Raw genomic sequence first — 16,500 nt, forward strand, 5'->3', positions numbered from 1 at the left:
ATGCAACAGCTCCGACGCGCAACCGAAGTCATCTTCGTCCTGACTCTTGCCGCCCTCCTCTTCGGCGGCGTCCTCTTCGTGACCGCGCAGGCCGTGGCCCTGATCGCCGGGCAGGGAGACTGGCTCGGCTTCTTCAACGACTCCGTGAAGCCCCCGCTGTGCATCGCAGCGTCCCTCTGCGCCGTCGCGGGTTTCCTTCTGGGCTATAAGCCTCAGCAGCAACGGCAGCAGGCACGCCGGAAAGCATTCACCCGATGACCCGTCTCCCTGGCGCCGGGGCCTATCCCTCCTTTGAGGGGCTGCTGGAAAGGAAAGGCCGGCTCTCGGGGACGTCGTGGGGGCTTTTTCCGGAACCGGACCGGGGCGCGCCGTCCTTCATCTCCCCAGACGCCGTCCTGGCAGCAAGAAACTGCATCAGGACCGGCACAGTCTTTGGCCTCGACTACCCGGCGGACGCTTTCGATCCCGGCATGTCGGTCAAACGCAGCGCACCGCGCCACACCATCTATTCCTCCCACCCTGCCCACCGTGACGACTATCTGGACGGATACTTCCTGCAGGGGTCGACGCAGGTGGACGGGCTCCGCCACCGGAGGGCCGATGACGTCGGCTTCTACAACGCAACGCCCGATGACCGGATCAGGGTAGGCACCCCCGACCTCGGCATCCAGGAGTGGGCAGACAAACCCATCATCGGCAGGGCAGTCCTCCTCGACCTCGACGGTCGCCGCAAAGACCTGGGCGAGCCCATAGACCACGCAGCCGGTGAACCCCTGGGCCTGGACCTCATTCAGGCCGCGATGGCGGCCCAGTCGGTCAGTCTCCGCCCGGGAGACATCCTTATGCTCCACACCGGTTGGTGCGAATGGTTCCTCGCCCTGACGCCGGAGGAAAAACAACGCACCCGCGACAGCCGGCGCGCCACGGGCATCAGCCAGTCGAAAGACTTCGTCGCCTGGGCGTGGGACCATCGGATCGCCTTGCTCGCTGCCGACAACTTCGCCTTCGAATGCCTGCCCGCCGTTCCCGGAAGCCCCTTCCTGGCGTCCGCCCCCAACGACGGCGGGATGATGCACCAGCAACTCCTCGCCAAACTCGGCATGCCGCTGGGTGAACTGTGGCGGCTGGGGCCCCTCAGCCGGCATATGAAAGCCACCGGCCATTGGGACGCCCTGGTCAGCATCAAACCGCTCTACGTCACCGGAGGAACCGGATCGCCCGCGAATGCCACCGCCGTCACGTGAGCATGGGACCGGCGACGCCGGACCGGGCCCCGCAGCCGCCCCGCACTCTGGAGATTAGTAGGAAGTCCGAGTATATTCGGGTGCAGAGATGATCTAGGTCACATGCAAAGGAGCATTCCATCATGGTTCGTGAGCTTTCCCATTACGTCGGCGGACAGCACGTGGAGGGCACCTCGGGGCGCTTCAGTGACGTCTACGATCCCTGCACCGGCGAGGTGCAGGCCCGGCTCCCGCTGGCCAGCGCGGAGGAGGTCCGCAACGTCATCGCCAATGCGGAGAAGGGCCAGCTGGAATGGGCTGCGATGAACCCCCAGCGCCGCGGCCGGGTCCTGCTGAAGTTCGTGGACCTGGTCAACCAGAACATGGACGAGCTGGCCACCCTGCTGTCCTCCGAGCATGGCAAAACCTTCCTGGACGCCAAGGGCGACATCCAGCGCGGCATCGAAGTGGTCGAGTTCGCCGCCGGCGCCCCGCACCTGCTCAAGGGCGAGTTCTCCGACAGCGCCGGCACCGGCGTCGACGTCCACTCTATGCGGCAGCCGCTCGGCGTCGTCGCCGGCATCACGCCGTTCAACTTCCCGGCCATGATTCCGCTCTGGAAGTCCGGCCCCGCCCTGGCCGCCGGCAACTCCTTCATCCTCAAGCCCTCCGAGCGGGACCCCTCCGTGCCGCTGCGGCTGGCCGAGCTGTTCACCGAGGCCGGGCTGCCGGACGGCGTGTTCAACGTCGTCAACGGGGACAAGGAAGCCGTGGACGCTCTGCTGGAGGACCCCCGCGTCCAGGCCATCGGCTTCGTCGGTTCCACCCCGATCGCGCAGTACATCTACGCCACCGCCGCCGCGCACGGCAAACGCGCCCAGTGCTTCGGCGGAGCCAAAAACCACATGGTGATCATGCCGGACGCGGACCTGGACATGGCCGCGGATGCCCTGATCGGCGCCGGCTTCGGGTCCGCCGGCGAACGCTGCATGGCGATTTCGGTCGCCGTCCCGGTGGGCCAAAGGACCGCCGACGCGCTAGTGGCGAAGCTGCAGGAACGGATCGCGGACCTGAAGGTGGGCCACAGCCTGGCCAAGGACTCGGACTTCGGCCCCGTCGTGGCCGCCTCCGCCAAGGAGCGGATCGAGGGCTACATCGCCTCCGGCGTCGAGGAAGGCGCCAGCCTGGTCACGGACGGGCGCGGGCTCAAGGTGGAGGGCTACGACGGCGGCTTCTGGGTCGGTCCCACCCTGTTCGACAACGTCACCAAGGACATGAAGATCTACCAGGAGGAAATCTTCGGCCCGGTGCTCAGCGTGCTCCGCGCCGACGACTACGACGAGGCGCTGCGCCTGTGCAGCGAGCACGAGTTCGGCAATGGCGTGGCCATCTTCACCCGCGACGGCGACGCCGCCCGCGACTTCGCCAGCCGTGTCCAGGTCGGCATGGTGGGCATCAACGTCCCGATCCCGGTGCCGATCGCGTACTACACCTTCGGCGGCTGGAAGGCTTCCGGCTTCGGCGACCTCAACCAGCACGGCGCGGACGCCTTCCGCTTCTACACCAAGACCAAGACGGTCACCACCCGCTGGCCCTCCGGCATCCGCACCGGCGCCAGCTTCGTGATGCCGGAAGGCAGCTGATGGCGGAGCAGACGGCCGGAGAGCCCTCCGAGGTCCTGTTTGAGCGCCGCGGCCGCCTCGGCGTCGTCACGTTGAACCGGCCCAAGGCCGTCAACGCCCTGACCGCCGGCATGGCGGCGGCGATGCTGGAGACGCTCACGCTCTGGGCTGACGACGACGCCGTGGCCGCCGTGCTGGTTCGCGGCGCCGGCGAGCGGGGGCTGTGCGCCGGCGGGGACATCGTCGCCATCTACCGGGACATGCTCGACGGCGGCGACGCCACGGCTGACTTCTGGGCCGTCGAGTACCGGCTGAACCTGCTGATCTCCGAATACCCCAAGCCTTATGTGGCGTTCATGGACGGCCTGGTCTTGGGGGGCGGGGTGGGAATCTCCGCGCACGGCTCGGTCCGGATTGTTACCGAACGCACCCGGATGGGCATGCCGGAGACCACCATCGGGTTCGTGCCCGACGTCGGCGGGACGCTCCTGCTGTCCCGCTCGCCGGGCGAAACCGGCACGCACGCGGCCCTCACCGGGGCGCATCTGAGCGGCGCCGACGCGTTGTTCCTGGGCCTCGCGGACACTTTCGTGCCCTCTGCAGAGCTCGCGGAGCTGGCCGCAGCGCTGGAAACCGAGCCGGTGGACGCCGCCGTCGCCCGCTTCGCCGAACCGGCGCCGCCGTCGGTGCTGGCCGCCCAACAGGAGTGGATTGACGCCTGCTACGTCGGCGACGACGCCGAGGAGATCCTTGACCGGTTGCGGACCGTGGGCGGCGAGGCCACCGACGCCGCGGACACCATCGCGGCCAAGTCCCCGACTGCCGTCAAGGTGGCGCTCGCCTCGCTGCGCCGCGCCCACGGCCTAAACCTCGCCGAGGCCCTGAAACAGGAGTACCGGGTGGGCCTGCGGTTCCTCGCAGGCCCGGATTTCCGCGAGGGCATCCGCGCCCAGGTGGTGGACAAGGACCGCACCCCGCACTGGCAGCCCGCCAGGCTGGCGGAGGTCAGCCGCGACGACGTCGAGGCCTACTTCGCGCCGCTGGGCGCGCGTGAACTGAAACTTTCGAAGGAGCGCGACAATGTCTGAAGCATCGCCATCCGCACCGGCCCGGCCCGGTGCGCAGGCCGGCACCATCGCCTTCCTCGGCCTGGGCCACATGGGCGGCCCGATGGCCGTCAACCTGGTAAAGGCCGGATACACCGTGGCCGGCTACGACGTGGTGCCGGCCGCGCTGGAAGCGGCCCGCGCCCACGGGATCACCACCGCGGACACCGCCGCCGACGCCGTGGCGGGCGCCGCCGTCGTGCTGACCATGCTGCCCAGCGGCCAACACCTGCTGGACGCGTACCGCGGGACTTCGGAGGGGCAAGGCCAACCCTCGCAGCCGGGCCTGCTGGCCGCCGCGGCGCCGGGGACCCTGTTCCTGGACTGCTCCACCATCAACGTGGACGAGGCCCGGGAGGCCTCCGCCCTGGCGGTCGCGGCCGGCCACCGGGCCGTCGACGCACCGGTCTCCGGCGGCGTGGTGGGAGCCGAAGCCGGCACCCTGACGTTTATGGTCGGCGCGCTGGAGGAGGACTTCGAAGCGGTCAAGCCGATGCTGGAGGTGATGGGCAAGCGGGTGGTCCACTGCGGCGGGCACGGTGCCGGGCAGGCCGCCAAGATCTGCAACAACATGATCCTGGGCGTCTCGATGATCGCCGTCAGCGAGGCCTTCGTGCTCGGCGAGAAACTCGGTCTGACGCACCAGGCGCTCTTCGACGTCGCCTCGGCGGCGTCCGGCCAGTGCTGGGCGCTGACCACCAACTGCCCCGTGCCCGGCCCGGTGCCGACCAGCCCGGCCAACCGCGACTACCAGCCCGGATTCGCCGGGGCGCTGATGGCCAAGGACCTGAAACTGGCGCTCAACGCGCTCCAGAGCACCGGCGTCGCCGCCCGGCTGGGGCCGCTGGCCTCCGAAATTTACGATACCTTTGCCGCGGAAGGCGGTGCCGGCCGGGACTTCTCCGGCATCATCACCGACATCCGGGACAAATCCGAACACCAGCCGAGGGGACAGGCATGACCGAGTACGCAAACATTCTGGTGGAGCGCCGCGGCCGCGTGGGCCTGGTGACGCTCAACCGGCCCGAGGCGCTGAACGCCCTGAACAAGGCGACCATGGACGAACTCGTGGCCGCCGTGTCAGCGATGGACACCGACCCCGGGGTCGGCGCCGTCGTGGTGACCGGTTCGGCCAAGGCGTTCGCGGCCGGCGCGGACATCAAGGAGATGCAGTCCAAGGGCTACATGGAGATGTACGCGGCGGACTGGTTCCGCGGCTGGGAGGACTTCACCCGGCTGCGCGTTCCGGTGGTGGCGGCGGTGTCCGGCTTCGCCCTGGGCGGCGGCTGCGAGCTGGCGATGATGTGCGACTTCATCATCGCCGGGGACAACGCCAAGTTCGGCCAGCCGGAGATCAACCTCGGCGTGCTCCCCGGCATGGGCGGCTCGCAGCGGCTCACCCGCGCGGTGGGCAAGGCCAAGGCGATGGACATGATCCTCACCGGCCGCTTTATGGACGCCGCGGAGGCCGAACGTGCCGGCCTGGTGTCCCGCGTGGTCCCGGCCGCCGAGGTCGTCGACGAGGCCGTCAAGGCCGCCGAAGTGATTGCCTCCAAGTCCAAGCCGGTAGCCATGGTGGCCAAGGAAGCGGTCAACGCCGCCTTTGAAACCGGGCTGGCCCAGGGTGTGCTGTTCGAACGGCGGGTATTCCACTCGCTCTTTGCCACCGAGGACCAGAAGGAAGGCATGGCGGCTTTCAGCGAAAAGCGGCAGCCCGACTTCACCCACCGCTAAAGCGGCGCCTGCTTGCTGCAGCGTTCCTATTTCGACAGCGAGGCGGTCATGCACGCAGGCTTTCTGGGGGTAGGGGCGACGCCGGAGGAGGTCCGGGCGCCTCTTCCCGGCGACGGGCTGGTGCCGGTCCCGGATGTGGTGATGGACCGGGGTTTCGGGCTGCCGGCCCCGCCCGCTGCCGTCTGGCCGTGGATCGTCCAGCTGGGCAAGGAACGTTCCGGCTGGTACCTGCCTGGCTGGGCGGAAGCCCTCATTCCGGCCCGGCGCCGCGCCCTCCGGATCATTGATCCCGCACTCCAGGACCTCAGCGCCGGGGACGTCATTGCCGATTGGGGCGGCCCCGGTGCCACGTTCGAGATTGTGGAGGTGGACCCGCCAAGGGCGCTGGTGCACCGCTCGCAACGCGGTGCGCTCGCCATCAGCTGGGCGGTTGTGCTGAGGCCAACGGCGGACCCGGCGACCGGGACGCGGGTGCACCTGCGGCTCCGGCTCGCCGGTGTAAAACGGCGCCGTCTCGTCGAACTCGGGGGCGGCCTGTTCGATCTCCTCACCATCGCCGGGCTCGCGGCCGGGCTGCGGGAAAGGCTGGGCGTCCGGAGGTGATGCGGGGGCGCTAGGCTCTGCGCCTGGCGCGCAGCACGGCATCCTGGACTGTGGCCGGGGCACCGTCGGAATCCGTCGCGGACCGCGGCCGGGAGGTGCAGGTCACGATCTCCCACTCGTCCGGATCGAGCTGCGCCGCGAGCTGCTCGGCCGTAAAGAGCAGCCCGGGGGCGGAAGGACGGCGCACGCTGGTTTCCAGGTCCGAGGGGTGGTGGCCGACGATCAGCAGCGTCCCTCCGGGTGCCACCGACGCGGCGAGCCGGCTGTAGACGCCGTCCCGTTGCGGTGCGGGCAGGTGCAGGAACTGGGCCGAGACGAGGTCGAAGGTCCCGGCCGGGGGCGGCGAGACCGTCAGGTCCTGGTGCTGCCACGTGATGCGGGCAGCGGTGTCCGGCTCGCCGTCGACCGCCGCGGCGGCCCGGCCCAGGGCCACGGACGAGATGTCCACCGCCGTGACCCGCCAGCCGCGCCGGGCAAGCCAGACGGCGTCGGCGCCCTCTCCGGCCCCGACGTCGAGCGCGGAACCGGGCACCAGGTCCGCCGCCTCGGCCACCAGCTGCGGGTTCGGCTGCCCGCTCCACACCGGGGCATGCTGGCCGTGCTGGCGGTACCGCTCATCCCAGAACGATTCGTCGAATTCCATGCAGCTCTCCTCCGGGGCCCGTGCCGTGCGGCAGGGCGCCTGCCGCCCATCCAGTGTAGGCACGCCCGCACCTTCCCGGGGCGCGGAACGGCAGCACCTGCCGCCGCTGACTGGCTACGCGGCGCTGATCCCAAACAGGCCGATAATCAGAGCCATCACCATCAGGGTGACGAGTTCGTGGGCGCAGTTGAGCACGGTCAGGCCCACGGGGCGGCCTTCGAACGCGTCGTGCGTGATGAAACGGGCCGCGGTGAACCCGGCCCAGAGGATCAGGGCGGTGACCAGCGTGTTGGCGAGGAAGTTGCCGCCGTAGAAGTGCTGCGAGATGGCGGCGGAGCCGGCCAGCACCCAGGCGCTGACGAAGCTGACCAGCAGGGTGATGAGGATGGGCTTGACGGCGTCCCTGGCATCCCCGCTGGGGCTGACCTTGGCGATGCGCATCCAGTAGTTGCCGAACACTTTGGGCGTGTACCAGACGGACCCGACCACCATGCTGGACAGTGTGGCCAGCAGTACCGCCCAGATGTTGATCTCCGGAATCATGGGGCCCTCCTCGGCTCCGGGCCGTCCGGCTGACGGCCCCGCAAACGAAGTGTAAGGCTCAGCCGCTGAAGTCCCCGGCATTGCGCCGGAAGTTGCCCAGGATGCGGATCAGCTGCTCCACGTCCTGCTCCTCGAAACCGGATTGGCCGAACACCTCCGCGTTGAGCACCGCCGTCGCCCGTTTGGCGAGAGTGCGCCCCTCCGAAGTGAGCTCGATCAGTGTGGTCCGCCCGTCGGTGGGGTGCGGGGAGCGGAGCACCAGCCCGGCGTCCTGGAGCCGGTCGACGGCGTTGGTCACCGAGGTGGGGTGGACCTGAAGCAGAGCGCTCGCTTTGTTCATGGGCAGCGCCCCGCTGCGGGCGAAGCTGAGCAGGGCCAGCAGTTCGTAGCGCGCGAACGTCAGGCCGAAGGGCTTGAGGGCGGTTTCGATCCGGGCCAGCAGGATCTGCTGGGTCCGCATGATGGCCGTGATCGCCGCCATCGGGGCGGCGACGTCGGCCCAGCCGTGCCGTTCCCAGTTCCGCTGGGCATCGGCGATCGGGTCACGCGGCAGCGGTGTGCCCATGGCTAGGCCTGCCCCTTCAACCCGGGGAAGTCCGCCTCCGAGTACTCCGTGCCGAGGCCCTCCGGAACGCCCCCGGCCCCGTGCCGCAGCTCCTCGCTGTGCCGCAGTTCCACCCGCCGGATCTTGCCTGAGATCGTCTTGGGCAGCTCCGCGAACTCCAGCCGGCGGATCCGCTTGAACGGTGCCAGGTGCTCGCGGCAGTAGCGCAGGATGTCCTCGGCCAGCTCCGGGCCTGGTTCGTGGCCCGCCGCCAGCACCACAAAGGCCTTGGGCACGGACAGCTTGAGCGCGTCGGGGGAGGGGACGACGGCGGCCTCCGCCACCGCCGGATGCTCGATCAGCACACTCTCCAGCTCGAACGGGGAGAGCCGGTAGTCGGAGGACTTGAAGACGTCGTCGCCCCGGCCGACGTAGGTGATGATGCCGCGTTCGTCCCGGCTCGCCATGTCCCCGGTGTGGTAGTAACCGTCGCGGAAGGCCTCGGCCGTCTTCTCCGGGTCCCCGTAGTAGGCCTTCATCAGCCCGACGGGCCGCGGGTCCAGGCGCAGGCACAGCTCGCCGTCGTCGGCCTCCTCGCCGGTGGCGGGATCCACGAGGACGACGTCGTAGCCGGGCAGTGGGCGGCCCATCGCCCCGATCTTGATCGGCTGGCCCGGGGTGTTGGCGATCTGCACGGTGGATTCGGTCTGGCCGAAGCCGTCCCGGATGGTCTGGCCCCAGGCGCGCTGGACCTGGTCGATGACCTCGGCGTTGAGCGGCTCGCCGGCGGAGACCACCTTGGTGGGCGGATTCTTGAGCAGTGTGAGATCGGCCTGGATCAGCATCCGCCAGACCGTCGGCGGGGCGCAGAAGCTGGTCACGGATTCGCGGTCCATCTGCTCCATCAGCGCCTTGGCGTCGAAACGCTCGTAGTTGTAGATAAACACGCAGGCCTCGGCGATCCAGGGCGTGAACACGTTGGACCAGGCGTGCTTGGCCCAGCCGGGGGAGGCCACGTTCAGGTGCACGTCGCCCGGCTCCATCCCGATCCAGAACATGGTGGACAGGTGGCCCACCGGGTAGGAGGTGTGCGTGTGCTCCACGAGCTTGGCCTTGGACGTCGTGCCGGAGGTGAAGTAGAGCAGCAGCGTCTCGTCCGCCAGCGTCGGCGCGTCCGGGGTGAAGTCTTCCGCGGCGCCCGCGGCTTCGCTGTACTGCAGCGCCGCGGCGGTGGTGCCGGCGCCGTTGCCGTTTGCTGTGGCGGTGCCGGCGCCGCCGCCGATTTCGATCAGGGTGTAGTCGCCCGGAACGCCGGTGAACTTATCGATGTTGGCGCTCCCGACGGCGGCCCAGTTGGCCCCGCCGCGCTCCACCCGGTCCTGCAGGTCCGCCGGCCCCATCAGGGTGGTGGTGGGGATCATCACGATGCCGAGCTTGATGCCGGCCAGCATCAGTTCCCACAACTCCACCTGGTTGCCCAGCATGATGATCATCCGGTCCCCGCGCCGCACCCCCTGCGCCCGGAGCCAGTTGGCCACCTGCGCGGAGCGCGCCGAGAGATCCGCGAAGCTGCGCCGGGTGGCCGTTTCGTCCTGCTCCACGATGACCAGGGCCGGCCGGTCCGCCTTGGCGGGATCCGCCGCGATCTGGTCGAACCAGTCCAGGGCGAAGTTGAACTCCTGGAAGCGCGGCCATTCGAATTCCTGGCGGGCGGCAGTGTAGTCCCCGCGCAGGGCCAGCAGCCTGTCCCTCGCAGCGCGGAAATCCTCAGTGACGGTCATGGTGCACCTTTCGCAGCCGGTCGCAGCCAGCGGGCCGGTGCCGGCCGCCGCTGGCCTAGTGATCCACATCACTGTGCAATATACTAGGACATCCAAGGGTTTGGAAGAGCCGATGTTGCTGCCGGTGCGCGGCACATTACGAAGGGATACGTGCCCGTGCAGTCACAAGGAAGTGCCAGCGGACAGACCGCCGTCCAGTCCGCCGCAAGCCGCAGCGGCGCCGCGGAAAGCCCAGCCCGGGTGCCGGCGGCACCCCCGTTCCCGGACGCGGACCTGATGTACATCGTGGACCTGCTGCCCGCGAACGAGCAGGCGCGCTACCAGCAGATCCGGGAGTTCCTGCAAACCCGGATCCGTGCCGCCTCGATCGACTACTGGAACCGGGAGGAGTTCCCTTTCGGCCTGCTCGCCGAACTGGGCAAGCACGGCCTCGGCGGCCTGCAGACGGACGGCAGCTCCAAGCTCTTCAAGGGGCTGATGTATGTCGAGGTGGCCCGCGCCGACGTCTCGCTCTCCGCCCTCGTAGGCATCCACAACGAGCTGATTGTCGGCATGATCGACGAACTCGGCTCGGAAGAGCAGAAGGCCCGCTGGCTCCCCGGTCTCACCGCGTTCACGCAGCTCGGCGCGTTCGCCCTGACGGAGCCGGACCACGGCTCGGACATTGCCGGCGGCCTGGCCACCACGGCGCGGCTGGAGAACGGGGAATGGGTCATCAATGGGGCCAAACGCTGGATCGGCGCCGGCACCATCGCGGACTTCGCGCTGGTCTGGGCCCGCGACGTCGCGGACCAGCAGATCAAGGGCTTCATCGTGGAGACGGACCGGCCCGGCTACACTGCCACCAAGATCGCGAACAAGATCGGTCTGCGGATCATGCAGAACGCGGACATTGTCCTGGACGAGGTCCGCATCCCGGAAGCCAACCTGCTGCCCGGTGCTACGGACTTCTCCCGGGCCAACGAACTGCTGCGGGACTCGCGGGCCTGGGTGGGCTGGCAGGCCGCCGGCATCCAGCTGGCCGCGTTCGACGTCGCCCGGGCCTACTCGCTGGAACGCAAGCAGTTCGGCAAGGAGCTGGCCCGCTTCCAGCTCGTCCAGCAGCAGCTGGCCGAGATCCTGGGCAACGCCAGCGTCTCGCTGGCGCTGATGGCCCAGCTGGCGCGGATCCAGCAGGAGGGCAGGCTGGACATGGTGCAGGCCGCCATGGCGAAGTCCACCACCACCCGGCTGGCCCGGGCCTCCGTCGCGATGGGGCGCTCGCTGATGGGCGGCAACGGGATCAGCAGCGACTACGAGATGGGCAAGCTCTTCGGCGACGCCGAGATCCTTTACACCTACGAGGGCAGCTACGAGATCAACTCCCTGATCGTGGCCAGGGCCGTGACCGGGAAGTCCGCCTTCGTCTAGGACGGGTTCAGCCGGCGGCGCCGTAGCGTTCGCTGCGGTTGCGGCCGGCGTGCTTGGCCGCGTACAACGCCCGGTCCGCGCAGGCCAGCAGGCTGTGGCTGCCGGCATCCCGCAGCTCGCAGACGCCGGCGGACACCGTGATCATGCCGACCTCGCCGAACGGCTCCGCCTCGATGGCCGTGCGGGCCCGTTCCGCTGCCACCAGCGCCTCCGGCCAGTCCGTCCCGGGCAGCAGCCAGACGAACTCCTCCCCGCCGAAACGGGCCACGATCTCGTCCTGGCGGGCGACGCCGCGGAGCCGGTTCGCGACGTCGGCGAGCACCACGTCGCCCATCAGGTGGCCGAAGGTGTCGTTGACCTTCTTGAAGTGGTCAATGTCGAGCACGATCGCGCTCAGGCTGGTGCCGCGGGATGCCGCCAGCTCGATCTCGTGCGAGAGGTGCTGCTCCAGGGCGCGCCGGTTGGGCAGGCCGCTGAGCTGGTCCGTGGTTGCCTGCAGTTCCAGGCTGGCGCGGGCCTCCGTGTTGCCGATGGCGATCTCGACCAGTTCGGCGAACTGGGCGAGCCGCTCCAGCATGTCCTCGGTGACGCCGGTGCTGGACTTCGAGGTCAGGCTGACCACGCCCCAAAGACTGCCGTGGACCCTGATGGGGGCGCCCGCAGCGGACTGGAAGCCGCCGGCGCGCATCTGGTCCGCGGCCGCGCCGCCTTCCGGTCCGTAGACCACCAGGGCGGGCTTGCCGGTGACCGCGACGCGGACGGTGGCCGAGGTGTCCGTGGGTGAAAAAACGTGCGTGCGGCTCAGCGTGGGAGGCAGTGCGGGGGCCATCGCCACGACTTCCGCAGACAGCGCCCCGGTGAAGCGGACGACGGCGGCCGAATCCACGTGGAAGAGGTCCCGGACAATAAAGGCGACCTGCTCCGAGATGGCCGCCGGTGCGGCGTTGCGGGCGACGGCGGTGGCGATCTCGTGCAGCGCGGCCCACGTCTGTTCCTGCTGGAGCCGGTCGGTGACGTCCACGGCCACCACCATGCCGGTGGTGGCCTCGTCCGCGGAGTGCACGGGGCCGGCCTTCAGCCGGTAGGTCCGGGGCCCGATCTGCCGGGTCCACGAGACCTCCTGGCCGGACAGGGCGGCGCGGTAGCGGGGCTCGAGTTCGTTGGCCAGGGCGCCGTCGAGCACTTCATGGATGCGGCGCCCCTCCAGCTCGGCGGAGCGGTAGCCGAAGGATTCCAGCTCCTGGCCTTCGGCGATCAGGTAGCGCAGGTCCGAATCGAACAGCAGCACAAAGACGCCGGGGACGCTGCGCGCCAGCGCCCGGTACCGGTCGGTGTCGCGCTGCTGGCGGCGTTCGGCCAGCACCCGCTCGGTGATGTCCGTGACCATCACAAAGAACCCTGAACCCGGCTGTCCGCCCCGCCGCCGCCGTCACCGTCGCGCAGGTCGGGCATATACGAGACCTCGGCGAAACGCGTTGCCCCGGCGGCGTCGGTGAGCGTGCGCTTGAACAGTTGCGGCTCGCCGTCGAGCACCTTGGCGATGTAGGGATAGTTGGCCTCGTAGACTGCGTCGCTGAGCAGGTCCCGGATGTGGATGCCGTGCAGTTCCTCCGGCGTGACCCCGAACCAGTCACGGTAGGCGTCATTGGCCAGCCGGTTGCGCAGCCCGGAGTCCCAGTAGCCCACCATCGCCGGGATGCCGTTGAGCACGGCGCGCAGCTGGGCGGGCACCTCGGGCAGCAGCCGCGGGGGTTGTGCGTTCTCCCGGTCGAGAGCGCTGTGAATGTTCATTGCCCCAGTATCTATTGCGGTAACACCCGCCGTGAAACCGCCGGCGTTCAGGGCAGGAACCGGTAGCCGATCCCGGCCTCCGTGAGCAGGTGCCGGGGATTGCCGGCATCCGGCTCAAGCTTGCGGCGCAGCTGAGCCATGTACACGCGGAGATAATTGGTCTCCTTCGCGTAGGCCGGGCCCCAGACCTCGGACAGCAGCTGCTGCTGCGTGATGAGTTTCTCCGGGTTCCGGACCAGCACTTCGAGCATTTTCCATTCCGTCGGGGTGAGCCGGACGTCCTCGCCGTCGCGGGTGACGCGGTGCCGTCCCAGATCCACGGTGAAGGCGTCGGTGGTGATGACGGGCGGCTCCGGGCCGTCCGCGCTGCGGCGCAGGAGTGCCCGCAGCCGGGCCAGCAGTTCGTCCAGCCCAAAGGGCTTGGTGATGTAGTCGTCCGCGCCGGCGTCAAGGGCCCGGACCTTGTCCTCGGAGCCGTGCCGGGCCGAGAGCACCAGCACGGGGACTTGGCTCCAGCCGCGGAGTTTGGCCAGGACAGCCGTGCCGTCCATGTCCGGGAGGCCAAGATCCAGGATGACCAGCGCTGGCGGGGTCCGTGCCGCCGCCGCCAGCGCGGACTGCCCGTCCTCGGCCACGGTGACGTCGTATCCGTGGGCCCGCAGGGTGATGCGAAGCGCGCGCAGCAGGTAGGGGTCGTCGTCCACCACCAGCACCGCGGTCACGGCACGTCCGTCGGGGAGGAGAGGATCGGCGGCGCGTGGTGGCGGCGGACCAGCGCGGACTGGGGCTCCAGCGGCGCCTGGTCACGGTCCTCCCGGAACGGAGCGCCCTCGGAGAGCGGCAGGCTGACCACCATGGTCAGGCCGCCGCCCGGCGTGGCTTCCGCCCCCAGCCGGCCGCCCATCGCCTCAGTAAACCCCTTGGCCACGGCCAGGCCCAGGCCAACGCCGCCGGCGCTCCCCGCGTCGTCGAGCCGTTGGAAGGGACGGAACATCTGCACCACCTTGTCCGCCGGGACCCCGGTGCCGTGGTCGATGATCCGCAACTCCCCGGTGGGCCGCCCGCCCACCATCGCGGGGCTGAGCCCGCCGGAGCTGCCCGTGATCACAATGTCCGAATCCGCGGCGTACTTGACGGCATTTTCAACGATATTGGCGATGACGCGCTCAAGCATTCCGGGATCCGCGTCAACCTCGGGCATGTTCGCCGGCAGCTCCACCCGGACCCGGTCGGCCGCGACCCCGTGCAGGCCGCCGCCCACCACCTCGTACCAGCGCACGGGCCGGAGCAGGGGTGCAACCGAATCGGAGGTGATCCGGGACATGTCCAGCAGGTTCCCCACCAGGGTATCGAGCCGGTCCGAGCACTCCTCGATGGTCTCCAGTAGATCCTGTTCCTCTTCCTTGGAGTAGTGGACACCGGGCTGCCGCAAGCCTCCGACCGCAAGCTTGATGCCGGCCAGGGGGGTGCGGAGGTCGTGCGAGACGGCGCGGAGCAGCGAGGTGCGCACGGTGTTGCTTTCAGCCAGGCGGGCCAGCTGGCTCCGGCTGGCCAGCAGTTGCTGGTTCTCCAGCTGGGCCAGCAGATGCACGCCGAAGGCGCCGAGCAGGCGCCGGTCGCTGGCCGGCAGCACGCGGCCGGACAGCACCAGCCGCGTGCCGGCATTGATCTGCTCCACGTTGTCCCCGTGCGGGCCGGACGCCTCCGCGGGAGCGCCGCCGTCGGTGGCTGCCGCGGATGCAAACTCGCCGACGCCGGCCAGCAGCCGCCATTGCCCCGCCCCCTCGTGCGGCATCTCGCCTCCGGACGGCGCCCCGCCATGCGGGACCGCGCCCGGTTCGGCGTCGGCATCGCCGCCGGACAGGCCGAACAGGGCGGCGCCGCGGACCTGGAAGACGTCCAGCGACTGTTCCAGCAGGCCCGTGACGGTGTCCTCGGAACCGGCCGCCCCGCGCGAGAGCTCGGCCAGGGTGGCGGCTTCGGCCCGTGCCCGGGCGGCCTCCTTGGAACGGCGTGCGGAGAGGTCAACAACGACGGCGACGGCGGCTGACACCCCCACAAACACCGTCAGGGCGAGCACGTTCTGGGCGTCGCTGATGGTCAGGTTTCCCAGCGGCGGGGTGGAGAAGTAATTCACCAGCAGGCTGCTCCACAGCGCGGCAAGGATCGCCGGCCACAGCCCTCCGACCAGCGCCACGGCCACGGAACCCGTCAGCTGCACCAACATGGAGGTGGCCAGGTTCTTGTCCGGATTGACCGCCAGCAGCAGCTGGAGCAACGCCGGGACGATTACGGCCAGGCCGAAACCGACCCCCACCCGCAGCCGGCCCAGGTCCCTGTACCGGTTCCGGCGTGCACCGCTTGGCGCACGCTCCTGCGGCACCAGATGGACATCAAGTCCGGCGGAGGCGCGGAGCACCCTGGCGGTGGTGCCGCCGCCACGAAGGCGCGCCTCCAGGCGGGCGCCGCCGCCGTCGCGGGAGACCCCGAGGACCAGCTGGGAGGCGTTGACGCTGCGGGCGAAGTCCAGCAGTGCCTCGGCCGGATCCTCGCCGACCACCACGTGGTAACTGCCGCCGAGGCCCTGGACCAGCTGCCGCTGCGCCTCGAGCGCCTGCGGCGACTCGGCGGCGACCCCGTCCGCGGCCCGCACGTGGACGGCCAGCAGGTCGTTGCCGCTGACGCGGTTGAGCAGGCGGGCGCCGCGGCGGATCAGCGCCTCACCCTCCGTGCCGCCGGCCAGCCCGACGACGATGCGTTCCCGGGCCGGCCAGCGGGCATCGATCCGGTTTCCCTCCCGGTAACTGGCCAGGCCCTCGTCCACCCGGTCGGCCAGCCACAGCAGCGCGAGCTCACGCAGGGCCGCCAGGTTCCCGGGGCGGAAGTAGTTGGACAGTGCCGCGTCAATCCGGTCCGGCGGCACGATCTTGCCGGCCGCGAGCCGCTGCCGCAGGAGGTCGGGGGAGAGGTCCACCAGCTGCAGCTGGTCGGCCCGGCGGACGATCGCGTCGGGCACGGTCTCCGCGGGCCGGCCCTGGGTGATCGCGCTGACGACGTCGGCCAGGGAGTCAAGCTGGTGGATGTCGAGGGTGGACAGGACGTTAATCCCGGCCGCCAACAATTCGTCGATGTCCTGCCAGCGGTGCCGGTTCCGGCTGCCGGGGGCGTTGGAGTGGGCGTACTCGTCCACGAGGGCGGTGGCCGGCGCCCGGCGCAGGACCGCGTCCAGGTCCAGTTCCTCGACGTCGACCAGGCCAACGGGCACCCGCCGGGGCCCGATGGCCTCCAGCCCGGCCAGCAGTTCGCGGGTGTCACGGCGGCCGCGGTCGCGTGCGAAGGCGACGATCACATCGTCGCCGGTCCCCCGGAGCCGGTGCCCTTCCCGGAGCATGGCGTAGGTCTTGCCGACGCCCGGGGCGGATCCCAGGAAGATGCGCAGCGTTCCACGTGCCATGCAGCCATTGTTCCATTCCGGCCGCAGGCCGGCGGGGGAGCGCGGC

At 69.9% G+C, this 16,500-nt stretch carries 16 protein-coding genes; 8 read left to right on the plus strand and 8 right to left on the minus strand.

Annotated elements, in window-relative coordinates:
- From ABIN76_RS04650 to ABIN76_RS04680, 7 genes are all read left to right on the plus strand, one after another.
- Entirely contained in the window at window positions 1-258 is a 258-nt protein-coding gene (locus tag ABIN76_RS04650) for a hypothetical protein (protein ID WP_346958544.1), read from the plus strand.
- Window positions 255-1,244, plus strand: coding sequence for a cyclase family protein (locus tag ABIN76_RS04655; protein ID WP_346958545.1), 990 nt, complete (start codon window positions 255-257; stop codon window positions 1,242-1,244). The genes ABIN76_RS04650 and ABIN76_RS04655 overlap by 4 nt, the downstream gene beginning before the upstream one ends.
- A gap of 122 nt (window positions 1,245-1,366) precedes the next feature.
- Window positions 1,367-2,866 (plus strand): CoA-acylating methylmalonate-semialdehyde dehydrogenase, encoded by a 1,500-nt coding sequence (locus ABIN76_RS04660; RefSeq protein WP_346958546.1) that lies wholly within the window; start codon window positions 1,367-1,369, stop codon window positions 2,864-2,866.
- Entirely contained in the window at window positions 2,866-3,933 is a 1,068-nt protein-coding gene (locus ABIN76_RS04665) for an enoyl-CoA hydratase/isomerase family protein (RefSeq protein WP_346958547.1), read from the plus strand. Before ABIN76_RS04660 ends, ABIN76_RS04665 begins: the two co-directional genes overlap by 1 nt.
- Window positions 3,926-4,912 carry a 3-hydroxyisobutyrate dehydrogenase gene (gene mmsB / locus ABIN76_RS04670; RefSeq protein ID WP_346958548.1) on the plus strand — a complete coding sequence of 329 codons (987 nt, stop codon included), beginning with the start codon at window positions 3,926-3,928 and terminating at the stop codon, window positions 4,910-4,912. Before ABIN76_RS04665 ends, mmsB begins: the two co-directional genes overlap by 8 nt.
- On the plus strand, window positions 4,909-5,685 hold the full coding sequence (locus tag ABIN76_RS04675; protein WP_346958549.1) for an enoyl-CoA hydratase: 777 nt from the start codon (window positions 4,909-4,911) through the stop codon (window positions 5,683-5,685). Before mmsB ends, ABIN76_RS04675 begins: the two co-directional genes overlap by 4 nt.
- Window positions 5,686-5,733: 48 nt before the next feature.
- The gene (locus ABIN76_RS04680) at window positions 5,734-6,288 is read left to right on the plus strand and encodes a hypothetical protein (RefSeq protein WP_346958550.1); all 555 of its coding nucleotides are present in this window, start codon (window positions 5,734-5,736) and stop codon (window positions 6,286-6,288) included.
- A gap of 10 nt (window positions 6,289-6,298) precedes the next feature.
- Here ABIN76_RS04680 and ABIN76_RS04685 read toward each other — a convergent pair whose 3' ends face one another.
- The 4 genes from ABIN76_RS04685 to ABIN76_RS04700 all read right to left on the minus strand — a co-directional run bounded on the left by ABIN76_RS04685 (window position 6,299) and on the right by ABIN76_RS04700 (window position 9,799).
- Window positions 6,299-6,931 carry a class I SAM-dependent methyltransferase gene (locus tag ABIN76_RS04685; RefSeq protein WP_346958551.1) on the minus strand — a complete coding sequence of 211 codons (633 nt, stop codon included), beginning with the start codon at window positions 6,929-6,931 and terminating at the stop codon, window positions 6,299-6,301.
- A gap of 114 nt (window positions 6,932-7,045) precedes the next feature.
- The gene (locus tag ABIN76_RS04690) at window positions 7,046-7,474 is read right to left on the minus strand and encodes a DUF1761 domain-containing protein (RefSeq protein WP_346958552.1); all 429 of its coding nucleotides are present in this window, start codon (window positions 7,472-7,474) and stop codon (window positions 7,046-7,048) included.
- A 58-nt stretch (window positions 7,475-7,532) separates the two neighbouring features.
- The gene (locus ABIN76_RS04695; protein WP_346958553.1) at window positions 7,533-8,039 is read right to left on the minus strand and encodes a MarR family transcriptional regulator; all 507 of its coding nucleotides are present in this window, start codon (window positions 8,037-8,039) and stop codon (window positions 7,533-7,535) included.
- A gap of 2 nt (window positions 8,040-8,041) precedes the next feature.
- Window positions 8,042-9,799, minus strand: coding sequence for an AMP-binding protein (locus ABIN76_RS04700; RefSeq protein WP_346958554.1), 1,758 nt, complete (start codon window positions 9,797-9,799; stop codon window positions 8,042-8,044).
- Window positions 9,800-10,075: 276 nt separating this feature from the next.
- Here ABIN76_RS04700 and ABIN76_RS04705 point away from each other — a divergent pair, with 276 nt between their 5' ends.
- Entirely contained in the window at window positions 10,076-11,209 is a 1,134-nt protein-coding gene (locus ABIN76_RS04705; protein ID WP_346958657.1) for an acyl-CoA dehydrogenase family protein, read from the plus strand.
- Between the two features lie 7 nt (window positions 11,210-11,216).
- Here ABIN76_RS04705 and ABIN76_RS04710 read toward each other — a convergent pair whose 3' ends face one another.
- Genes ABIN76_RS04710 through ABIN76_RS04725 form a run of 4 tightly spaced genes read right to left on the minus strand, consistent with a single transcriptional unit; the run spans window position 11,217 to window position 16,454 of the window.
- Window positions 11,217-12,596, minus strand: coding sequence for a diguanylate cyclase (locus ABIN76_RS04710; RefSeq protein WP_346958555.1), 1,380 nt, complete (start codon window positions 12,594-12,596; stop codon window positions 11,217-11,219).
- On the minus strand, window positions 12,596-13,000 hold the full coding sequence (locus ABIN76_RS04715) for a PAS domain-containing protein (protein WP_346958556.1): 405 nt from the start codon (window positions 12,998-13,000) through the stop codon (window positions 12,596-12,598). The genes ABIN76_RS04710 and ABIN76_RS04715 overlap by 1 nt, the downstream gene beginning before the upstream one ends.
- Window positions 13,001-13,047: 47 nt before the next feature.
- The gene (locus ABIN76_RS04720) at window positions 13,048-13,722 is read right to left on the minus strand and encodes a response regulator (protein ID WP_346958557.1); all 675 of its coding nucleotides are present in this window, start codon (window positions 13,720-13,722) and stop codon (window positions 13,048-13,050) included.
- Complete coding sequence (locus ABIN76_RS04725) at window positions 13,719-16,454, minus strand: DUF4118 domain-containing protein (protein ID WP_346958558.1); 2,736 nt, start codon at window positions 16,452-16,454, stop codon at window positions 13,719-13,721. The genes ABIN76_RS04720 and ABIN76_RS04725 overlap by 4 nt, the downstream gene beginning before the upstream one ends.
- Window positions 16,455-16,500: the final 46 nt, after the last annotated feature.

Source organism: uncultured Arthrobacter sp., from assembly GCF_964021775.1.
Taxonomy (GTDB): domain Bacteria; phylum Actinomycetota; class Actinomycetes; order Actinomycetales; family Micrococcaceae; genus Arthrobacter.